Genomic DNA, 18,833 nt, shown 5'->3' with positions numbered 1-18,833 from the left:
ATACGATGACGAAAAACACCGACAGTATACCACATATCATCTGGCCGGCGGAGGCGCTACGGCGGGCGGAAAAAGAGGCGGCGGATGCCCTTGGGCTGACGTTATATGAGCTGATGCGCCGTGCGGGCGAAGCGGCTTTTGAACTTGCCTGCGTACAGTATCCAGGAAGCCAGCACTGGTTGATTCTTTGCGGCCACGGTAATAACGGCGGAGACGGCTACGTGGTGGCTCGCCTGGCGCAGGCGCGCGGGATTCAGGTTACGCTGCTGGCGCTGGAGAGTGAGAAGCCGCTGCCGGAAGAGGCCAGCCTGGCGCGTGAAGAGTGGCTTAACGCCGGCGGGACGATTCACGCCGCGAACATCGCCTGGCCTGAAGATATCACGTTGATTATTGACGGCCTGCTCGGTACCGGGCTACAGAGCGCGCCCCGGGAAAACGTCGCTGAGCTTATCGCGCATGCTAACGCTCATCCGGCGCCGGTTGTCGCGCTCGATATTCCCTCTGGTCTGAACGCACAGACAGGTACGACGCCAGGCGCGGTTATCCATGCTGCTCATACCATCACGTTTATCGCGCTTAAGCCGGGGCTGCTGACCGGCAAAGCCCGCGATGTCGTGGGCCGCCTGCATCATCACGCTTTAGGGCTTGAGCGCTGGCTGGCAGGCCAGACGACGGCAATCAGTCGATTCGATGCCTCGCAGCTTTCCGACTGGCTGCCGCCGCGACGCCCAACATCGCACAAAGGCGATCACGGTAAGCTGGTGATTATTGGCGGCGAACCGGGTACGGCGGGAGCCATTCGGATGAGCGGGGAAGCGGCGCTGCGCGCGGGCGCCGGGCTGGTGCGCGTCCTGACTCATAAGGACAATATCGCCCCCGTTCTGACCGCCAGGCCGGAGCTGATGGTCCATGAACTGTCATCCCGCGCGCTTGAGGAAAGCCTGCAATGGGCGGATGTCGTCGCGATTGGGCCGGGTCTTGGTCAGAGCGAGTGGGGTAAGAATGCGCTGCGCCAGGCGGAGAATTTTCGCAAACCGATGGTCTGGGATGCGGATGCGCTGAACCTGCTGGCAATCAATCCCGATAAACGTCACAATCGCGTGCTGACGCCGCATCCCGGCGAAGCCGCCCGTCTGCTGAACGTGAGTGTGGCAGAAATTGAAAGCGATCGCTTACATTCTGCACAACGTCTGGTAAAACGTTATGGTGGCATCGTGGTGCTGAAAGGTGCAGGTACGGTCGTGGCGAGCGAAACCGGCGAAATGGGCATTATTGACGCCGGTAATGCTGGAATGGCCAGCGGCGGGATGGGCGATGTGCTGACCGGCATTATCGCTGCGTTGTTAGGCCAGCGCCTGGCGCCGTATGATGCTGCCTGCGCCGGATGCGTTGCTCATGGCGAAGCCGCCGATCGGCTGGCGGCGAGACACGGCACCCGCGGAATGCTGGCGACCGATCTTTTTTCCACGCTCAGGCGTGTTGTTAACCCGGATGTGATTGACGTAGACCATGATTAACCGAGTGATTCCTTTACCCGATGAGCAGGCGACTTTAAGCCTTGGCAACCGCGTCGCGCAGGCATGCACTGGCGCGACGGTCATCTATTTGTATGGCGATTTAGGGGCGGGTAAGACCACCTTTAGCCGCGGTTTCCTTCAGGCTCTCGGTCACCGTGGCAACGTTAAAAGCCCAACCTACACCCTCGTCGAGCCTTACAGTCTCGAGAATTTGATGGTCTATCACTTCGATCTTTATCGCCTGGCGGATCCTGAGGAACTCGAGTTTATGGGGATCCGCGATTATTTTACTGACGATGCTATCTGCCTGGTGGAATGGCCGCAGCAGGGCACGGGAGTACTGCCGGACCCGGATGTTGAAATTCACCTCGAGTATCAGGCACAAGGGCGTGAGGCGCGCGTAACCGCGGTCTCCTCATTGGGTGAGTCTTTATTGGCGCGTTTGGCTAATTAGCCTGAAGGACGACGGGATGATGTATCGCTTAACCAGTTGGCTGGCCGCCGCGCTGATGCTGTTCAGCATTCAGGCCACTGCGGCAAGTTTATCCGATATCCAGGTCTCAAATGGCGATCGGCAGGCCCGCATTACCATTAGTTTTATCGGCGAGCCCGAGTATTCGTTTAGCCCCCAGGGCAAACGCATCGTGGCGCTGGATATTAAACAGACCGGCGTACTCCAGGGGCTACCGCTGCAGTTTAGCGGTAATAATCTGGTAAAAAGTATTCGTTCCGGGACGCCGCAGGATACGCAGTCGCTGCGCCTGCTGGTGGATTTAACTGCCGATGGCAAAACCCGCGCGGTGAAACAGCAGAACGGCTCTAACTACACCGTGGTGTTTACGATTAACGCCGACGCACCGCCTCCACCTCCGCCACCGCCGCAGCCAGTGGTGGTTAGACAGGCGGAAAGGCCCGTGGCGCAGCCCGTGCGTCCGAGCGAACCCGCACGCAACCCGTTTAAAGCCGATAACGACCGGCTCACCGCGGTGACCAGCACCAGTAGCGTAACGCGTCCCGCGGCGCGTACCGTTTCTGGCGACGACAAAGTGATTATCGCCATTGACGCCGGTCACGGCGGCCAGGATCCGGGGGCCATTGGCCCGAACGGCACGAAAGAGAAGAACGTGACCATTGCTATTGCGCGTAAGCTCCGCGCGCTGCTGAATGCCGATCCGCAGTTCAGGCCCGTTCTGACGCGCGACGGCGATTACTTTATTTCAGTCATGGGACGATCTGACGTCGCGCGTAAGCAAAACGCCAATTTCCTTGTCTCCATTCACGCCGACGCTGCGCCGAATCGCGATGCAACCGGAGCCTCGGTTTGGGTACTTTCCAACCGCCGCGCGAACAGCGAAATGGCCGGCTGGCTCGAACAACATGAGAAGCAGTCCGAGCTGCTGGGCGGCGCGGGTGATGTGCTGGCCAATAGCCAGTCGGACCCTTACCTGAGCCAGGCGGTGCTGGATTTACAGTTCGGCCATTCCCAGCGCGTCGGGTATGATGTGGCGACCAATGTGCTGAGCCAGCTGCAGCGTATCGGCGATTTACATAAGCGTCGTCCTGAGCATGCCAGCCTCGGCGTACTGCGTTCGCCGGATATCCCGTCGATCCTTGTCGAAACGGGTTTTATCAGTAATACCGGCGAAGAGCGGCTGCTGGGCAGCGATGCCTATCAGCAGCAGGTCGCAGAAGCGATTTATAATGGTCTGCGTAACTACTTTATGCAGCATCCTCTGCAATCCGCGCCGCGCGGGGCAGCAGCGCAGACCGCCAGCGCAGGTTCGTCTGATGGGACGTTGTTAAATTAAGGAGACGGCCATGCCAATACAGGTTCTACCGCCGCAGCTCGCCAACCAGATTGCCGCAGGTGAAGTGGTGGAACGACCGGCGTCGGTGGTCAAAGAGCTGGTGGAAAATAGCCTCGATGCCGGGGCGACGCGCATCGACATTGATATTGAGCGCGGCGGGGCGAAGTTAATCCGCATTCGCGATAACGGCTGCGGCATTAAAAAAGACGAGCTGGCGCTGGCGCTGGCCCGTCACGCCACCAGTAAAATTGCTTCGCTGGACGACCTTGAGGCGATCATTAGCCTCGGCTTTCGCGGCGAAGCTCTGGCCAGTATCAGCTCAGTGGCTCGCCTGACGTTGACCTCGCGTACCGAGGATCAGCAGGAGGCCTGGCAGGCCTATGCCGAAGGGCGCGATCAGGCGGTCACCGTGAAGCCGGCGGCGCACCCGGTGGGGACAACGCTGGAAGTGCTGGATCTGTTTTATAACACCCCCGCCCGGCGCAAATTTATGCGCACCGAAAAAACCGAATTTGGCCATATCGACGAGATCGTCCGGCGCATCGCGCTGGCGCGTTTCGACGTCACTATCAACCTCAGCCACAATGGTAAAGTCGTGCGCCAGTACCGGGCGGTATCGCAGGACGGCCAGCGCGAGCGGCGTCTGGGCGCGATCTGCGGTTTGCCATTTCTCGAACACGCGCTGGCGATTGAGTGGCAGCATGGGGATCTTACCCTCAGCGGCTGGGTGGCCGATCCTCTGCATACCAATCCGACGCTGGCGGAGATTCAATATTGCTACGTCAATGGGCGGATGATGCGCGATCGCCTGATTAATCACGCGATTCGTCAGGCCTGTGAAGACAAACTGGGGGCCGATCAGCAGCCTGCTTTTGTGCTGTACCTGAAGATAGATCCGCATCAGGTGGATGTGAACGTCCACCCGGCCAAACATGAAGTGCGTTTTCATCAATCGCGCCTGGTGCACGATTTTATCTATCAGGGCGTGCTGAGCGTCCTGCAGCAGCAGCTGGAGGTGCCGTTGGCAAAAGAGGGCGATGAGCCCGCGCTGCGGCAGGTGCCGGAAAATCGCGTTGCGGCAGGCGGCAATCATTTTGCCCAGCCGGCGGTCGTGCGTGAAAACGCGGCTCCCCGATATCGTGATGAGCCCGCCGCGCCGCGCTTTAACGCTGGCGGTTCGCGAGAACCTGCCGCCTCGGGGTCATCTTCAACTGGCGGAGCCGGCTGGCCGCATGCGCAGCCAGGCTATCAAAAACAGCAGGGTGCGCTCTACCGCCAACTGCTGGATACTCCTGCCGCGGAGCGCAAACCCAAATCTCCCGCACCGGCGGCGGAAGGCCTGTCAGGTCATAGCCAAAGCTTTGGCCGCGTGCTGACCATTATCGATAGCGACTGCGCGCTGCTGGAGCGCGACGGTAAGTTAGCGCTGCTGGCCCTGCCGGTCGCTGAGCGCTGGCTGCGCCAGGCGCAGCTGACGCCGGGCGCAGAGGCGGTTTGCGCCCAACCGTTGCTTATCCCGCTACGGATAAAAGTGTCCGAAGAGGAAAAAGACGCGCTCAAGCAGGCGCAGTCGGCGCTGGCAGAGGTCGGGATTGAACTCCAGTCCGATGCGCACCACGTGACGATCCGCGCAGTGCCTTTACCCTTAAGACAACAAAATTTACAAATCTTGATTCCTGAACTGATAGGCTACCTGGCGCAGCAAAAAACCGTCGACGTCGGCAATATTGCTCAGTGGATGGCGCGTAACCTGGCGAGCGAACATGCGCAGTGGAATATGGCGCAGGCGATTGCCGTCCTGGCGGATATTGAGCGCTTATGTCCGCAGCTGGTTAAAGCGCCGCCGGGTGGTCTGTTACAATCTGTTGATTTACATTCGGCGATGAATGCCCTGAAAGATGAGTGATGTAACCGAGGCAAGCCTGCCTAAGGCAATATTTTTAATGGGCCCGACGGCCTCTGGTAAAACCGCATTGGCGATCGCCTTACGTAAAGTTTTGCCAGTAGAGTTGATTAGCGTTGATTCAGCCCTCATTTATCGAGGAATGGACATCGGCACGGCCAAGCCGGATGCCGCGGAGCTAAGCGCTGCGCCGCATCGGCTGCTGGATATTCTTGATCCGGCTGAAGCTTATTCCGCGGCGGATTTTCGTCGTGATGCGCTGGCTGAGATGGCTGATATTGTTGCCGCCGGGCGTATTCCGCTACTGGTTGGCGGAACGATGTTGTATTTCAAGGCGTTGTTGGAAGGATTGTCGCCTCTACCCTCGGCTGACCCTGAGGTCAGGGCCAGGATCGAGCAACAGGCCGCAGAGCAAGGATGGAACGCGTTGCACCAGCAGCTACAGGAAATTGATCCGGTTGCCGCCGCGCGTATTCATCCAAATGATCCGCAAAGACTTTCCCGAGCACTGGAAGTTTTTTTCATTTCGGGTAAAACTTTAACGGAGCTGACGCAAACGTCAGGTGATGCTCTGCCGTATAAGGTGCACCAGTTCGCCATCGCCCCGGCGAGCCGTGAACTGCTCCATCAACGCATAGAACAGCGTTTTCATCAGATGTTGGCTTCAGGTTTTGAAGCAGAAGTGCGGGCGCTTTTTGCCCGGGGAGATTTGCATACGGATATGCCTTCCATTCGTTGTGTCGGATATCGCCAGATGTGGTCGTACCTAAATGGCGAGATCCCGTATGATGAAATGGTTTATCGAGGTGTTTGCGCCACGAGACAGTTGGCTAAACGTCAGGTTACCTGGCTGCGCGGTTGGGAAGGTATTCACTGGTTAGACAGTGAACAACCTGAACAAGCGTTCAACAAAGTATTACAGGTTGTTGGTGCTAGCCTGGACTGAACGTGTACAATTGAACAGGTATCGTGCGTAATTTTTTTAAGAATCGTAAGGTTCTGAGTACAAAACAAGCATACATATAAGGAAAAGAGAGAATGGCTAAGGGGCAATCTTTACAAGATCCGTTCCTGAACGCTTTGCGTCGGGAACGTGTTCCGGTTTCTATTTATTTGGTGAATGGTATTAAGCTGCAAGGGCAAATTGAGTCTTTCGATCAGTTCGTGATCCTGTTGAAAAACACGGTCAGCCAGATGGTCTATAAGCACGCAATTTCTACTGTTGTCCCGTCTCGCCCGGTGTCACACCACAGCAATAATGCTGGCGGCGGTACAAACAACTATCACCACGGTGGTGGTGCGCAGGGTACTTCTGCGTCGCAGCAAGACAGCGAAGACGCCGAATAAGGCAGAAGCTGTTTTTCCACGTCGGGGAGCCAGGTTTTCTGCGTTCCCCGCTGGTATTTTATAAGGGGTTTACGCTTGTTTGACCGTTATGATGCCGGTGAGCAGGCGGTACTGGTACACATCTATTTTTCGCAAGACAAAGATATGGAAGATCTCCAGGAGTTTGAAACTCTGGCCTCTTCCGCCGGTGTCGAAGCAATGCAGGTGATTACCGGTAGCCGTAAAGCACCGCACCCGAAGTATTTTGTTGGTGAAGGTAAAGCTGTCGAAATAGCGGAAGCCGTCAAAGCGACCGGAGCATCGGTCGTGCTCTTCGATCATGCCCTGAGTCCGGCTCAGGAACGAAACCTGGAGCGCTTATGCGAATGTCGGGTTATCGATCGTACCGGCCTGATTTTAGATATTTTTGCCCAGCGAGCGCGTACCCACGAAGGGAAACTGCAGGTCGAGCTGGCGCAGCTGCGTCACATGGCGACTCGCCTCGTTCGCGGCTGGACCCACCTTGAAAGACAGAAAGGCGGGATTGGTTTGCGCGGCCCGGGTGAAACCCAGCTCGAAACTGACCGCCGTTTGCTGCGTAACCGTATTATGCAGATCCTGGCGCGGCTGGAAAAAGTTGAAAAACAGCGCGAGCAGGGACGGCGTTCACGCGCCAAAGCCGATATTCCTACCGTGTCGCTGGTCGGTTATACCAACGCCGGTAAATCCACGTTGTTCAACCAGATAACTGAAGCCGAGGTCTATGCTGCGAACCAGCTGTTCGCCACTCTGGATCCGACGCTGCGCCGCATTGACGTCCCTGATGTTGGCGAAACCGTACTGGCGGATACCGTAGGTTTTATCCGCCACCTGCCGCATGACCTGGTGGCCGCGTTTAAAGCGACGCTCCAGGAGACGCGCCAGGCGACGCTGCTGCTGCATATTATTGATGCGGCCGATGTGCGTGTGCAGGAAAACATTGACGCGGTAAATACGGTGCTCGCGGAGATCGAGGCCGATGAGATCCCGACGCTGCTGGTTATGAATAAAATCGACATGCTGGATGATTTTGAGCCGCGTATCGATCGGGATGAAGAAAATAAACCGATTCGGGTCTGGCTTTCCGCCCAGACCGGGGTTGGCGTACCGCTGCTTTTTCAGGCTTTGACGGAACGGCTTTCTGGTGAAGTGGCGCAGCACACGCTGCGCCTGCCACCGCAGGAAGGCCGGTTGAGAAGCCGGTTCTATCAGCTTCAGGCGATAGAGAAAGAGTGGATGGAGGATGACGGTAGCGTTGGTCTGCAGGTGCGCATGCCGATCGTTGACTGGCGTCGCCTCTGTAAACAAGAGCCAGCGCTGGTTGAATACGTGATTTGACCTTGCAGCTTGCCTGAAGATATTAACCCCTGTGGGGATATCAAAAACAAATATGGAGCATATACATGGCGTGGAATCAGCCCGGTAATAACGGACAGGACCGCGACCCGTGGGGAAGCAGCAATAACCAAGGCGGCAACTCTGGGGGAAATGGCAACAAAGGCGGTCGCGATCAGGGACCTCCCGATCTGGATGATATCTTCCGTAAGCTAAGCAAAAAACTTGGCGGCCTGGGTGGCGGAAAAGGTGGACTGGGCGGCGGTAACGGCTCTCAGGGACCTCGCGGGCCAATGGGCGGGCGTATCGTCGGCATCGTTGCCGCCGCTGCGGTTATTATCTGGGCAGCCAGCGGTTTCTATACCATTAAAGAAGCTGAACGTGGCGTCGTCACTCGCTTTGGTAAATTTAGCCATCTGGTTGAGCCTGGCCTTAACTGGAAACCGACCTTCATTGATAGCGTTCAGGCGGTTAACGTTGAGTCGGTCCGTGAACTGGCGGCTTCCGGCGTCATGCTGACGTCTGACGAAAACGTCGTGCGCGTTGAGATGAACGTGCAGTACCGCGTGACCGATCCGGAACGCTATCTGTTTAGCGTCACCAGCGCGGACGACAGCCTGCGTCAGGCTACCGACAGCGCCCTGCGCGGCGTGATCGGTAAATACACCATGGACCGTATCCTGACCGAAGGACGTACCGTCATTCGTAGTGATACTCAGCGTGAGCTGGAAGAGACCATTCGTCCGTACAACATGGGTATTACCCTGCTGGACGTCAACTTCCAGACGGCGCGTCCGCCGGAAGAAGTAAAAGCCGCGTTTGACGATGCGATTGCTGCACGTGAAAACGAACAGCAGTACATTCGTGAAGCGGAAGCTTACACCAACGAAGTTCAGCCGCGGGCTAACGGTCAGGCGCAGCGTATTCTTGAAGAAGCTCGCGCATACAAGACCCAGACCGTTCTTGAAGCTCAGGGTGAAGTGGCTCGCTTTGCGAAAATCCTGCCTGAGTATAAAGCGGCTCCGGAAATCACCCGCGAGCGTCTGTATATCGAAACCATGGAAAAAGTGCTGAGCCATACGCGCAAAGTGCTGGTTAACGATAAGGGGAGCAACCTGATGGTTCTGCCTCTGGATCAGATGCTGAAAGGCGCCGGCGCGCCGGCGGCAAAGAGCGATAGCAGTGGCGCAAGCGATCTGCTGCGTCTGCCGCCTGCATCCAGCTCAAACAGCGCCAGTAACGCTTCTACCTCTACGGGAGGCACCATTATGGACCAACGCCGCGCCAACGCGCAGCGTAACGACTACCAGCGTCAGGGGGAATAACGATGCGTAAATCTGTTATCGCGATAATTGTCATCGTGCTGGTGGTGCTCTACATGTCCATCTTTGTGGTCAAAGAGGGCGAGCGCGGGATCACGCTGCGTTTTGGTAAAGTTCTGCGCGACGATGAAAACAAACCTCTGGTGTACGCGCCAGGACTGCACTTCAAGATTCCGTTTATTGAGTCTGTGAAGATGCTCGATGCGCGTATCCAGACGATGGACAATCAGGCCGACCGCTTCGTCACCAAAGAGAAGAAAGACCTGATCGTTGACTCCTACATCAAGTGGCGCATCAGCGACTTTAGCCGTTACTACCTGGCAACCGGCGGCGGTGATGTCTCCCAGGCCGAGGTACTGCTGAAACGTAAATTCTCTGACCGTCTGCGTTCTGAAATTGGCCGTCTTGATGTGAAAGACATCGTGACCGACTCCCGCGGTCGTCTGACCCTGGAAGTGCGCGATGCGCTGAACTCAGGTTCCGCGGGCACGGAAGATGAAGTCAGCACGCCGGCTGCCGATGACGCGATTGCCAAAGCGGCAGAGCGTATTGAAGCGGAAACCAACGGTAAGGTTCAGGTAATCAACCCGAACAGTATGGCGGCGCTGGGTATTGAAGTCGTCGACGTGCGAATCAAACAGATCAACCTGCCGGCTGAAGTGTCTGAAGCGATCTACAACCGTATGCGCGCCGAGCGTGAAGCGGTTGCCCGTCGCCATCGTTCACAAGGTCAGGAAGAAGCTGAAAAACTGCGTGCGACCGCGGATTATGAAGTGACCAAAACGCTGGCGGAAGCCGAGCGTCAGGGACGTATCCTGCGCGGTGAAGGCGATGCGGAATCGGCGAAACTGTTTGCTGACGCATTCAGTCAGGATCCGGGCTTCTATGCCTTTATCCGTAGCCTGCGCGCGTACGAGAACAGCTTCCAGAGCAATCAGGATGTGATGGTTCTCAGCCCGGACAGCGATTTCTTCCGCTATATGAAATCACCTACGGCAACGAATCGTTAATAACTGATGGCATAAGTAAAAAGGCGCCCTTTATAAGGCGCCTTTTTTACAACCGAGCTGGAATTAATTGCCGAGAAGTTTATTGAGCAGACCGCCGATTACCGGCAGGCCTGCCAGGGTACTCTCAATGGCTCCGCCAACGGTGAAACCAACCGTCTCGCCTACGGTTTTGCCTAAATCGGGAGCAATAGTTGAAAGATTGATAGTGCCTATAATCGGCAGTTCAATGTTCAACATATCGCTGCTGAGCGACCACACGGTGGCGCCAGCTTTTGCACCTATAGAAGCGAGACTATCCTGTAACCAGCCTGCGCCGCTTACGGCGTCGATTTCAATTGCGGTTAATTCTCTCATCATAATCCTCCTGATTATTTTATGCTCGTATCTGAAACTGATACGCGCTGGCATAGTTGCAATTTAAAAAAACACATTCAATACAATAAATTATGAATTTTGTTTCACTAAATAGGTTCATAATAACGATGAAATACCGGACAATATGAAATAAAAGTAAACGCAACGTTGATAAACGACTGGTTCTGTACTGGGCGGCGTATAAATAAAGGTGAATAATGAATTCAACAATCTGGCTGGCACTGGCGCTGGTTTTAGTCCTTGAAGGACTGGGTCCGCTGCTTTATCCACGCGCGTGGCGTCGAATGGTCGCCACTATGAGCCAACTACCGGATAATTTATTACGCCGGTTTGGCGGTGGTCTTGTGGTTGCTGGCATCGTCATCTACTACATGTTGAGGAAAACGATTGGCTGAGCGTAAAGTAGACTAATTTCCCGTCTTTCGAGTGCAAAAAGTGCTGTAACTCTGAAAAAGCGATGGTAGAATCCATTTTTAAGCAAACGGTGATTTTGAAAAATGGGTAACAACGTCGTCGTACTGGGCACCCAATGGGGTGACGAAGGTAAAGGGAAGATCGTCGATCTCCTGACTGAACGGGCTAAATATGTTGTGCGCTATCAGGGCGGTCACAACGCCGGCCATACTCTCGTAATCAACGGTGAAAAAACCGTCCTCCATCTTATTCCATCAGGTATTCTTCGCGAGAATGTCACCAGCATCATCGGTAACGGTGTCGTGCTGTCTCCGGCTGCGCTGATGAAAGAGATGAAAGGTCTGGAAGACCGTGGTATCCCTGTCCGCGAGCGTCTGCTGCTTTCTGAAGCTTGCCCGCTTATCCTCGAATATCACGTTGCGCTGGATGTCGCCCGTGAGAAAGCGCGTGGCGCGAAAGCTATCGGTACGACCGGTCGCGGTATCGGCCCGGCTTATGAAGATAAAGTGGCTCGCCGCGGTCTGCGCGTTGGCGATCTGTTTGATAAAGCCACCTTCGCTGAGAAACTGAAAGAAGTGATGGAATATCACAACTTCCAGCTGGTGAATTTCTACAAAGCCGAAGCGGTTGATTACCAGAAAGTTCTCGATGACGTGATGGCGATTGCCGACATCCTGACCGCGATGGTTGTTGACGTTTCCGATCTGCTCGACCAGGCGCGCAAGCGTGGCGATTTCGTCATGTTTGAAGGCGCGCAGGGTACGCTGCTGGATATCGACCACGGTACTTATCCGTACGTGACCTCTTCCAACACCACCGCCGGTGGCGTGGCGACCGGTTCCGGTCTGGGTCCGCGTTATGTAGACTACGTTCTGGGTATCATTAAAGCCTACTCCACTCGCGTAGGCGCGGGTCCGTTCCCGACTGAGCTGTTTGATGAAACCGGCGAGTTCCTGTGCAAGCAGGGTAACGAGTTTGGCGCCACCACCGGCCGTCGTCGTCGTACCGGTTGGCTGGATGCCGTGGCGGTACGCCGCGCGGTGCAGATTAACTCCCTGTCGGGTTTCTGCCTGACTAAGCTGGACGTCCTGGACGGCCTGAAAGAAGTTAAAATCTGCGTTGCCTACCGTATGCCGGATGGCCGCGAAGTGACGACCACTCCGCTGGCTGCTGACAACTGGGAAGGCATCGAGCCGATTTATGAAACCATGCCGGGCTGGTCTGAAACCACCTTTGGTGTGAAAGAGCGCAGCGGCCTGCCGCAGGCGGCGCTGAACTACATCGCACGCATTGAAGAGCTGACCGGCGTACCGGTTGATATTATCTCTACCGGTCCTGACCGTACCGAGACGATGATTTTGCGCGATCCATTCGACGCGTAATGATCTCCAGGGGCGCCGTTAAGGCGCCTCTTGTTTTTACTGTTCGCCCGCCCCACTTAAATAAATTAGCGGCCTGAGCGCTGGCTGGTTTATCATCAATAGTAATTACGTCTACCGACGCACTCTGTTTTTCTTTTCCCTGAGGTTGATTGTGCAGTTAACGAGTTTCACTGATTACGGATTACGCGCGCTGATCTATATGGCGTCGCTGCCGGATGGAAGAATGACCAGCATCTCCGAAGTAACGGAGGTTTACGGCGTTTCTCGTAATCATATGGTTAAAATAATCAATCAGCTAAGTCGCGTAGGGTATGTGACGGCGGTACGGGGAAAGAACGGAGGGATTCGTCTTGGTAAACCGGCAAATATGATTCGCGTGGGTGATGTTGTTCGCGATCTGGAGCCGCTCTCTTTGGTCAATTGTAGTAGCGAATTTTGCCATATTACGCCCGCCTGTCGTCTGAAACAGGCGCTTGCTGAAGCCGCGCAAAGTTTTCTCAAGGAACTGGATAACTACACGCTGGCCGATTTGGTTGAAAAGAATCAACCGCTTTATAAATTATTACTGGTGGAGTGACGTAAACTTCACTGGAGATGACAACGGAGGAACCGACATGTCACAAGATCCTTTCCTGGACCGCGAATCTGAAAAATACGCTAATCCAATCCCGAGCCGGGAATTTATCCTCGATCATTTAGCAAAACGCGAAAAACCGGCTAGCCGAGATGAGCTGGCAACAGAGCTGAATATTGAAGGCGAAGAACAACAAGAAGCATTGCGCCGCAGATTGCGCGCAATGGAACGCGATGGTCAGCTGGTCTTTACGCGTCGTCAGTGCTATGCGCTGCCGGAACGTCTTGACCTGCTGAAAGGTATCGTTATTGGCCATCGCGATGGCTATGGCTTCCTGCGCGTGGAAGGCCGTAAAGATGACCTGTATCTGTCGTCTGAGCAGATGAAAACCTGCATTCACGGCGATCAGGTGCTGGCGCAGCCGCTGGGCGCCGACCGTAAAGGCCGTCGGGAAGCACGAATTGTCCGCGTACTGGTGCCAAAAACGGGCCAGATTGTGGGCCGCTACTTTACCGATGCAGGCGTCGGCTTTGTGGTACCGGATGACAGCCGTTTAAGCTTCGATATCCTGATCCCCCCGGAACAGATCATGGGCGCGCGTATGGGCTTTGTCGTGGTGGTTGAGCTGACCCAGCGTCCAACCCGCCGCACTAAAGCGATCGGTAAAATCGTTGAAGTGCTTGGCGACAATATGGGGACCGGCATGGCGGTCGATATGGCCCTGCGCACCCATGAAATCCCCTACGTCTGGCCGCCAGCGGTCGAAAAACAGGTCGCCGGCCTGAAAGAACAGGTACCGGAAGAGGCGAAAAAAGGGCGCGTTGATTTACGCAGCCTGCCGCTGGTCACCATTGATGGCGAAGACGCCCGCGACTTTGATGATGCCGTGTACTGCGAGAAGAAACGCGGCGGCGGCTGGCGTCTGTGGGTGGCGATCGCCGATGTGAGCTACTACGTGCGTCCGGGGACGCCGCTGGATGGCGAAGCGCGCAGCCGCGGCACCTCGGTCTACTTCCCGTCTCAGGTGGTTCCCATGCTGCCTGAAGTGCTCTCTAACGGCCTGTGTTCACTGAATCCCCAGGTCGACAGACTCTGTATGGTTTGCGAGATGACCATTTCAGCCAAGGGGCGTCTGACCGGCTTCAAATTCTACGAAGCGGTGATGAGCTCCCACGCCCGTCTGACCTATACCAAAGTCTGGCATATGCTGCAGGGTGACCAGGATCTGCGCGAGCAGTACGCGCCGCTGGTTAAGCATATTGAAGAGCTGCATAACCTTTACAAAGTGCTGGACGGCGCGCGCGAAGAGCGCGGCGGTATCTCATTTGAGAGTGAAGAAGCTAAATTCATCTTCAATGCTGAACGCCGTATTGAACGCATTGAACAGACTCAGCGTAACGATGCGCACAAGCTGATTGAAGAGTGCATGATCCTGGCGAACATTTCCGCTGCGCGCGTCGTTGAGAAGGCCGAGGAACCGGCCCTGTTCCGTATCCATGACAAACCAAGCACCGAAGCGATTACCGCCTTCCGTTCGGTTCTGGCGGAACTGGGGCTTGAGCTGCCTGGCGGCAACAAGCCGGAGCCGCGCGACTATGCGGAATTACTGACGTCTATCGCCGATCGTCCGGATGCGGAGATGCTGCAAACCATGCTGCTGCGCTCGATGAAACAGGCGATATACGACCCGGAAAATCGCGGTCACTTTGGCCTGGCGCTGCAATCCTACGCCCACTTCACCTCGCCGATTCGCCGCTATCCTGACCTTTCTCTGCATCGTGCGATCAAGTATTTACTGGCGAAAGAGCAGGGACATAAAGGCAACAGCACCGAGACCGGCGGCTGGCACTACAGCATGGATGAGATGCTGCAGCTGGGGGCGCACTGTTCGATGACCGAACGCCGTGCTGATGAAGCGACGCGCGATGTTTCGGATTGGCTGAAGTGTGATTTCATGTTGGATCAGGTCGGTAACGTCTTTAAGGGCGTGATTGCCAGCGTGACCGGCTTTGGGTTCTTCGTCCGTCTGGATGAGCTGTTTATTGACGGTCTGGTGCACGTCTCTTCCCTCGATAACGACTACTACCGCTTCGATCAGGTAGGGCAGCGTCTGATCGGTGAATCCGGCGGTCAGACCTATCGTCTGGGCGATCGTGTAGAAGTGCGCGTTGAAGCGGTCAACATGGACGAGCGTAAAATTGATTTCTCGCTTATCTCCAGCGAACGCGCGCCGCGCAACGTCGGTAAAACCGAGCGTGAAAAGGCGAAGAAAAGCGCCGGAGGTAAATCGTCCGGGCGCCGCCGCCAGGCGGGCAAGCAGGTGAACTTCGAGCCAGATAGCGCATTCCGCAAGCAGAAAGGCCAATCTCAGCCGAAGTCCGCTCAGCCAAAAGGCGAGAAGAAAGCGAAGAAGCCGTCGGAGAAAACCCAGAAGATCGCCGCAGCGACCAAGGCCAAGCGCGCGGCGAAAAAGAAAATAGCTGAGTAATGATCTCCCTTTGCCCCGGCGTCTCCCACCATCGTGATGGGGCCGGGGTGAAGGGACTGAAAACAGAACCTAAACGAGTAGATAAATGAGTGAAATGATTTACGGCATCCACGCGGTGCAGGCGCTGCTGGAGCGCGCTCCTGAGCGTTTCCAGGAAGTCTTTATTCTGAAAGGCCGTGAGGATAAGCGCCTTATGCCGCTGATCCATGCTCTGGAAGCGCAGGGCGTGGTGATTCAGGTCGCCAGCCGCCAGTTTCTCGATGAGAAAAGCGAAGGCGCCGTTCATCAGGGGATTATTGCCCGCGTGAAGCCCGGACGTCAGTATCAGGAGAACGATCTGCCGGATCTGATCGCCTCTCTCGATCGGCCGTTCTTTTTGATCCTCGACGGCGTGACCGATCCGCACAACCTCGGCGCCTGTTTACGTAGCGCCGACGCCGCTGGCGTGCATGCGGTGATTGTCCCCAAAGACCGCTCTGCGCAGCTGAACGCCACGGCGAAAAAAGTGGCCTGCGGCGCGGCGGAAAACGTCCCGCTGATCCGCGTCACCAACCTGGCCCGCACCATGCGTCTGCTGCAGGAAGAGAACGTCTGGATCGTCGGGACCGCCGGTGAGGCCGACCATACCCTGTTCCAGAGCAAGATGACCGGATCGCTGGCTTTGGTGATGGGCGCGGAAGGCGAAGGCATGCGTCGCCTGACTCGCGAACACTGCGATGAGTTGATCAGCATTCCGATGGCCGGTAGCGTGTCGTCGCTGAACGTATCGGTTGCAACCGGTATTTGCCTGTTTGAAGCGGTGCGCCAGCGCAGCTAATCTCTTCTTTCTGAATAAGCCATTCTCCGGAATGGCTTATCTTCATCAGTCCTGTTCATCCTCTCGTTCTCTCTGACGGGCGATTTCGAGACCTCTTTCCACATAGTTCAACACCTGGCTCAAGAGTAATTCATCTCCCGGTTCATCTCCCGTTTGCTCGATGAATTTAAGCCGCGCGCCTCGATGCTTTAATACCTTGATGAGATTAAGAAAATTTCCAATGGGGTTCTGCTCTTCCAGAATGTCTGCGCAGATCGTGTCTTCATCAAATGACGTGACGTAACCCGAAGCGTTCAGGTTCTGTTTGATGGCGTTGATAGCGAGATGGGGAAAATGGCGGCGGATAAGCGGGATATAGATCGGCGCGTTTTCCCGATCTTCAATAATTAAATGAATCATGAAATTCCCTTTCTGATTGTGAGAGAACTTTATAACAGAGTTCTCTGACGGAAAGTGCGCCGTTGTCCATACTTATGCATAGAGCCATTGAAGGAGGGAAACATAATGCACTGGCAAACTCATACCGTATTTAATCAACCCTCGCCGCTGTGCAACAGCAACTTGTTCTTGTCCGATACCGCCCTGCGTGAAGCCGTCGTCCGCGAATGCGCGGGCTGGGATGGCGATCTGCTGGCGAGCATTGGTCAACAGCTGGGGACGGCGGAATCGCTGGAGCTGGGGCGCCTGGCCAACAGCAACCCGCCGGAACTGCTGCGCTATGACGCCACGGGATCGCGGCTTGACGATGTTCGTTTCCATCCGGCCTGGCATCTCCTGATGCAGGGACTATGCGCTAACCGGGTACATAACCTTGCCTGGCAGGAGGACGCTCGAGAAGGCGCTTTCGTTGCCCGCGCTGCCCGCTTTATGCTGCACGCGCAGGTAGAAGCGGGAACCCTGTGTCCCACCACCATGACCTTTGCCGCTATCCCATTGCTGCAGCGTTCCTTACCCAGGCCCTTTAGCGACTGGTTATCACCGCTATTAAGCGATCGCTACGATCCGCATCTGATACCGGGGAATCAGAAACGCGGGCTGCTTATCGGCATGGGGATGACTGAAAAGCAGGGGGGATCTGATGTCCTGAGCAACACGACCCGTGCGGAGAAGACCGCCGAAGGCTTTTATCATCTGATTGGACATAAATGGTTTTTCTCCGTGCCGCAGAGCGATGCTCATCTGGTGCTGGCGCAGGCGCCGGCGGGGCTCTCCTGCTTTTTTGTTCCGCGCCTGCTGCCGGACGGTCAGCGTAACGGCGTACATCTGGAGAGGCTGAAAGATAAATTGGGTAACCGCGCGAACGCCAGCAGTGAAGTCGAGTTTTTCAACGCTTGCGGTTGGCTGGTCGGAGAAGAGGGGGATGGCGTCCGGCAAATTCTCAAAATGGGCGGCCTGACCCGCTTTGACTGCGCCCTGGGCAGCCATGCGCTGATGCGCCGGGCCTATTCGGTGGCGCTGTACCATGCCCTGCAGCGTCAGGCGTTTGGCAAAAATCTGGTCGATCAGCCGATGATGCGTCAGGTGCTGGGGCAGATGGCGCTGCGGCTTGAAGGGCAAACCGCGTTTCTGTTCCGCCTGGCGCGGGCATGGGACAGGCGCGATGATGCGCAGGAAGCGCTATGGGCAAGGTTGTTCACGCCCGCGGCGAAATTTGCTATCTGCAAATCCGGGATCGCCTTCGTCGCCGAGGCGATGGAGGTGCTGGGCGGCTCCGGCTACTGTGAAGAAAGTGAACTGCCGCGTTTGTACCGTGAAATGCCGGTAAACAGCATCTGGGAAGGTTCAGGGAATATTATGTGTCTGGACGTGATGCGGGTTGTGATGAAGCAGCCGGCGGCGCTTGAGCTTCTGGCGGCGGAGTGCGCGGAAGTGAAAGGGCAAAATCGTCATTTCGATCGGGCGTGGCGGCAGCTGCAGCAGTGGCTACGGCGCCCTCTGGAAGAGCAGGGACGGGAGATTACCCGGCTGGTTTATCTGCTTGGCGTTGGCGCGCAGGTATTACGCTTCGCTTCACCGCCGCTGGCTGAAGCCTGGTGCCGGATGATGCTCGATACGCGCGGCGGCATGCGCCTGGATGAGCAAACGCTCGACGACTTACTGTTACGGGCAATGGGGCGCGGACGCCAGGCGCCTCAGGCATAAAGAATGGCCTGTACCCGCCAGTTATCCGGCTGCTGCTCCTCGTACATCTGGACGATGCGATACCAGGACGCGCCCTGCTCGTCGGCCTGCACGGCGATGGCGTGCTCCACATCCTGCTGGCTGCCGGAGATGTTGTTAACGCAAATCAGGCCAATTTCGTTCAGGCCAGTTACGCAGTCAGCGCTGGCAAACTCCGCCGACTGCGCGGAAGTATTGGCCGTGGCGGAGGTCAGCATCAGGCTGGGTAGGGTAAAAGTTCGTTTCATCGTCAGCTCCATTTCACATAGTCCTGAGGGCAGTCCGTTGCTAACGTTCTGCCAGGTTTACGGCTGGCTGAACGTTATTAGGCGCAGGAGAACGTGAATGGATGCAAAGCAGTGT

General features: G+C 56.2%; 18 protein-coding genes. 15 read left to right on the top strand and 3 right to left on the bottom strand.

Annotated features, from left to right (window positions below; genetic code table 11):
* The first annotated feature begins 5 nt into the window (after positions 1–5).
* From nnr to hflC, 9 genes are all read left to right on the top strand, one after another.
* Positions 6–1,517 (top strand): bifunctional ADP-dependent NAD(P)H-hydrate dehydratase/NAD(P)H-hydrate epimerase, encoded by a 1,512-nt coding sequence (nnr, locus tag ACE3MN_RS24350; protein ID WP_165774982.1) that lies wholly within the window; start codon positions 6–8, stop codon positions 1,515–1,517.
* On the top strand, positions 1,510–1,971 hold the full coding sequence (tsaE, locus tag ACE3MN_RS24345; RefSeq protein WP_004871122.1) for a tRNA (adenosine(37)-N6)-threonylcarbamoyltransferase complex ATPase subunit type 1 TsaE: 462 nt from the start codon (positions 1,510–1,512) through the stop codon (positions 1,969–1,971). Before nnr ends, tsaE begins: the two co-directional genes overlap by 8 nt.
* 16 nt (positions 1,972–1,987) lie before the next feature.
* Positions 1,988–3,325 carry an N-acetylmuramoyl-L-alanine amidase AmiB gene (gene amiB, locus ACE3MN_RS24340; protein WP_024360252.1) on the top strand — a complete coding sequence of 446 codons (1,338 nt, stop codon included), beginning with the start codon at positions 1,988–1,990 and terminating at the stop codon, positions 3,323–3,325.
* A 10-nt stretch (positions 3,326–3,335) separates the two neighbouring features.
* Positions 3,336–5,231, top strand: coding sequence for a DNA mismatch repair endonuclease MutL (gene mutL, locus ACE3MN_RS24335; RefSeq protein ID WP_102649962.1), 1,896 nt, complete (start codon positions 3,336–3,338; stop codon positions 5,229–5,231).
* On the top strand, positions 5,224–6,174 hold the full coding sequence (miaA, locus tag ACE3MN_RS24330) for a tRNA (adenosine(37)-N6)-dimethylallyltransferase MiaA (RefSeq protein WP_032695150.1): 951 nt from the start codon (positions 5,224–5,226) through the stop codon (positions 6,172–6,174). The genes mutL and miaA overlap by 8 nt, the downstream gene beginning before the upstream one ends.
* A gap of 92 nt (positions 6,175–6,266) precedes the next feature.
* Complete coding sequence (gene hfq, locus ACE3MN_RS24325) at positions 6,267–6,575, top strand: RNA chaperone Hfq (protein WP_004871115.1); 309 nt, start codon at positions 6,267–6,269, stop codon at positions 6,573–6,575.
* 75 nt (positions 6,576–6,650) lie between these two features.
* Entirely contained in the window at positions 6,651–7,931 is a 1,281-nt protein-coding gene (gene hflX / locus ACE3MN_RS24320) for a ribosome rescue GTPase HflX (RefSeq protein WP_004128082.1), read from the top strand.
* 65 nt (positions 7,932–7,996) lie between these two features.
* Positions 7,997–9,253 (top strand): FtsH protease activity modulator HflK, encoded by a 1,257-nt coding sequence (gene hflK, locus ACE3MN_RS24315; RefSeq protein WP_049089949.1) that lies wholly within the window; start codon positions 7,997–7,999, stop codon positions 9,251–9,253.
* Positions 9,254–9,255: 2 nt separating this feature from the next.
* Positions 9,256–10,260: a protease modulator HflC gene (gene hflC / locus ACE3MN_RS24310; protein ID WP_004871105.1), complete on the top strand. Its 1,005-nt coding sequence runs from the start codon at positions 9,256–9,258 to the stop codon at positions 10,258–10,260.
* 63 nt (positions 10,261–10,323) lie between these two features.
* Here hflC and ACE3MN_RS24305 read toward each other — a convergent pair whose 3' ends face one another.
* Positions 10,324–10,614, bottom strand: a complete 291-nt coding sequence (locus tag ACE3MN_RS24305; RefSeq protein WP_102649961.1) for a hypothetical protein — start codon at positions 10,612–10,614, stop codon at positions 10,324–10,326.
* A gap of 218 nt (positions 10,615–10,832) precedes the next feature.
* On the opposite strand from ACE3MN_RS24305, the gene ACE3MN_RS24300 reads away from it, so the two are divergent.
* The 5 genes from ACE3MN_RS24300 to rlmB all read left to right on the top strand — a co-directional run bounded on the left by ACE3MN_RS24300 (position 10,833) and on the right by rlmB (position 16,310).
* Positions 10,833–11,030 carry a DUF2065 domain-containing protein gene (locus tag ACE3MN_RS24300; protein ID WP_004097978.1) on the top strand — a complete coding sequence of 66 codons (198 nt, stop codon included), beginning with the start codon at positions 10,833–10,835 and terminating at the stop codon, positions 11,028–11,030.
* Between the two features lie 102 nt (positions 11,031–11,132).
* Positions 11,133–12,431 (top strand): adenylosuccinate synthase, encoded by a 1,299-nt coding sequence (locus ACE3MN_RS24295; protein WP_004097979.1) that lies wholly within the window; start codon positions 11,133–11,135, stop codon positions 12,429–12,431.
* Between the two features lie 151 nt (positions 12,432–12,582).
* Positions 12,583–13,008 (top strand): nitric oxide-sensing transcriptional repressor NsrR, encoded by a 426-nt coding sequence (gene nsrR, locus ACE3MN_RS24290; protein WP_004097980.1) that lies wholly within the window; start codon positions 12,583–12,585, stop codon positions 13,006–13,008.
* A gap of 37 nt (positions 13,009–13,045) precedes the next feature.
* The gene (gene rnr / locus ACE3MN_RS24285; RefSeq protein WP_102649960.1) at positions 13,046–15,493 is read left to right on the top strand and encodes a ribonuclease R; all 2,448 of its coding nucleotides are present in this window, start codon (positions 13,046–13,048) and stop codon (positions 15,491–15,493) included.
* 85 nt (positions 15,494–15,578) lie between these two features.
* Positions 15,579–16,310, top strand: a complete 732-nt coding sequence (rlmB, locus tag ACE3MN_RS24280; protein WP_024360255.1) for a 23S rRNA (guanosine(2251)-2'-O)-methyltransferase RlmB — start codon at positions 15,579–15,581, stop codon at positions 16,308–16,310.
* 45 nt (positions 16,311–16,355) lie between these two features.
* Here the strand turns inward: rlmB and ACE3MN_RS24275 are convergent, their stop codons facing one another.
* Positions 16,356–16,709: a hypothetical protein gene (locus tag ACE3MN_RS24275; protein WP_049132186.1), complete on the bottom strand. Its 354-nt coding sequence runs from the start codon at positions 16,707–16,709 to the stop codon at positions 16,356–16,358.
* A gap of 105 nt (positions 16,710–16,814) precedes the next feature.
* Between ACE3MN_RS24275 and ACE3MN_RS24270 the strand changes: the two genes are divergently transcribed.
* Entirely contained in the window at positions 16,815–18,452 is a 1,638-nt protein-coding gene (locus ACE3MN_RS24270; RefSeq protein WP_375364202.1) for an isovaleryl-CoA dehydrogenase, read from the top strand.
* Here ACE3MN_RS24270 and yjfN read toward each other — a convergent pair.
* Entirely contained in the window at positions 18,443–18,718 is a 276-nt protein-coding gene (gene yjfN / locus ACE3MN_RS24265) for a DUF1471 family protease activator YjfN (RefSeq protein ID WP_004871092.1), read from the bottom strand. The two genes, ACE3MN_RS24270 and yjfN, sit on opposite strands and share 10 nt — an antisense overlap.
* Positions 18,719–18,833 lie beyond the last annotated feature (115 nt).

Source organism: Klebsiella grimontii, assembly GCF_042137965.1.
GTDB classification, from domain to species: Bacteria; Pseudomonadota; Gammaproteobacteria; order Enterobacterales; family Enterobacteriaceae; genus Klebsiella; species Klebsiella grimontii.
The sequence above is the reverse complement of the archived record's forward strand: the minus strand, read 5'-3'. Positions and strand labels throughout refer to the sequence as shown.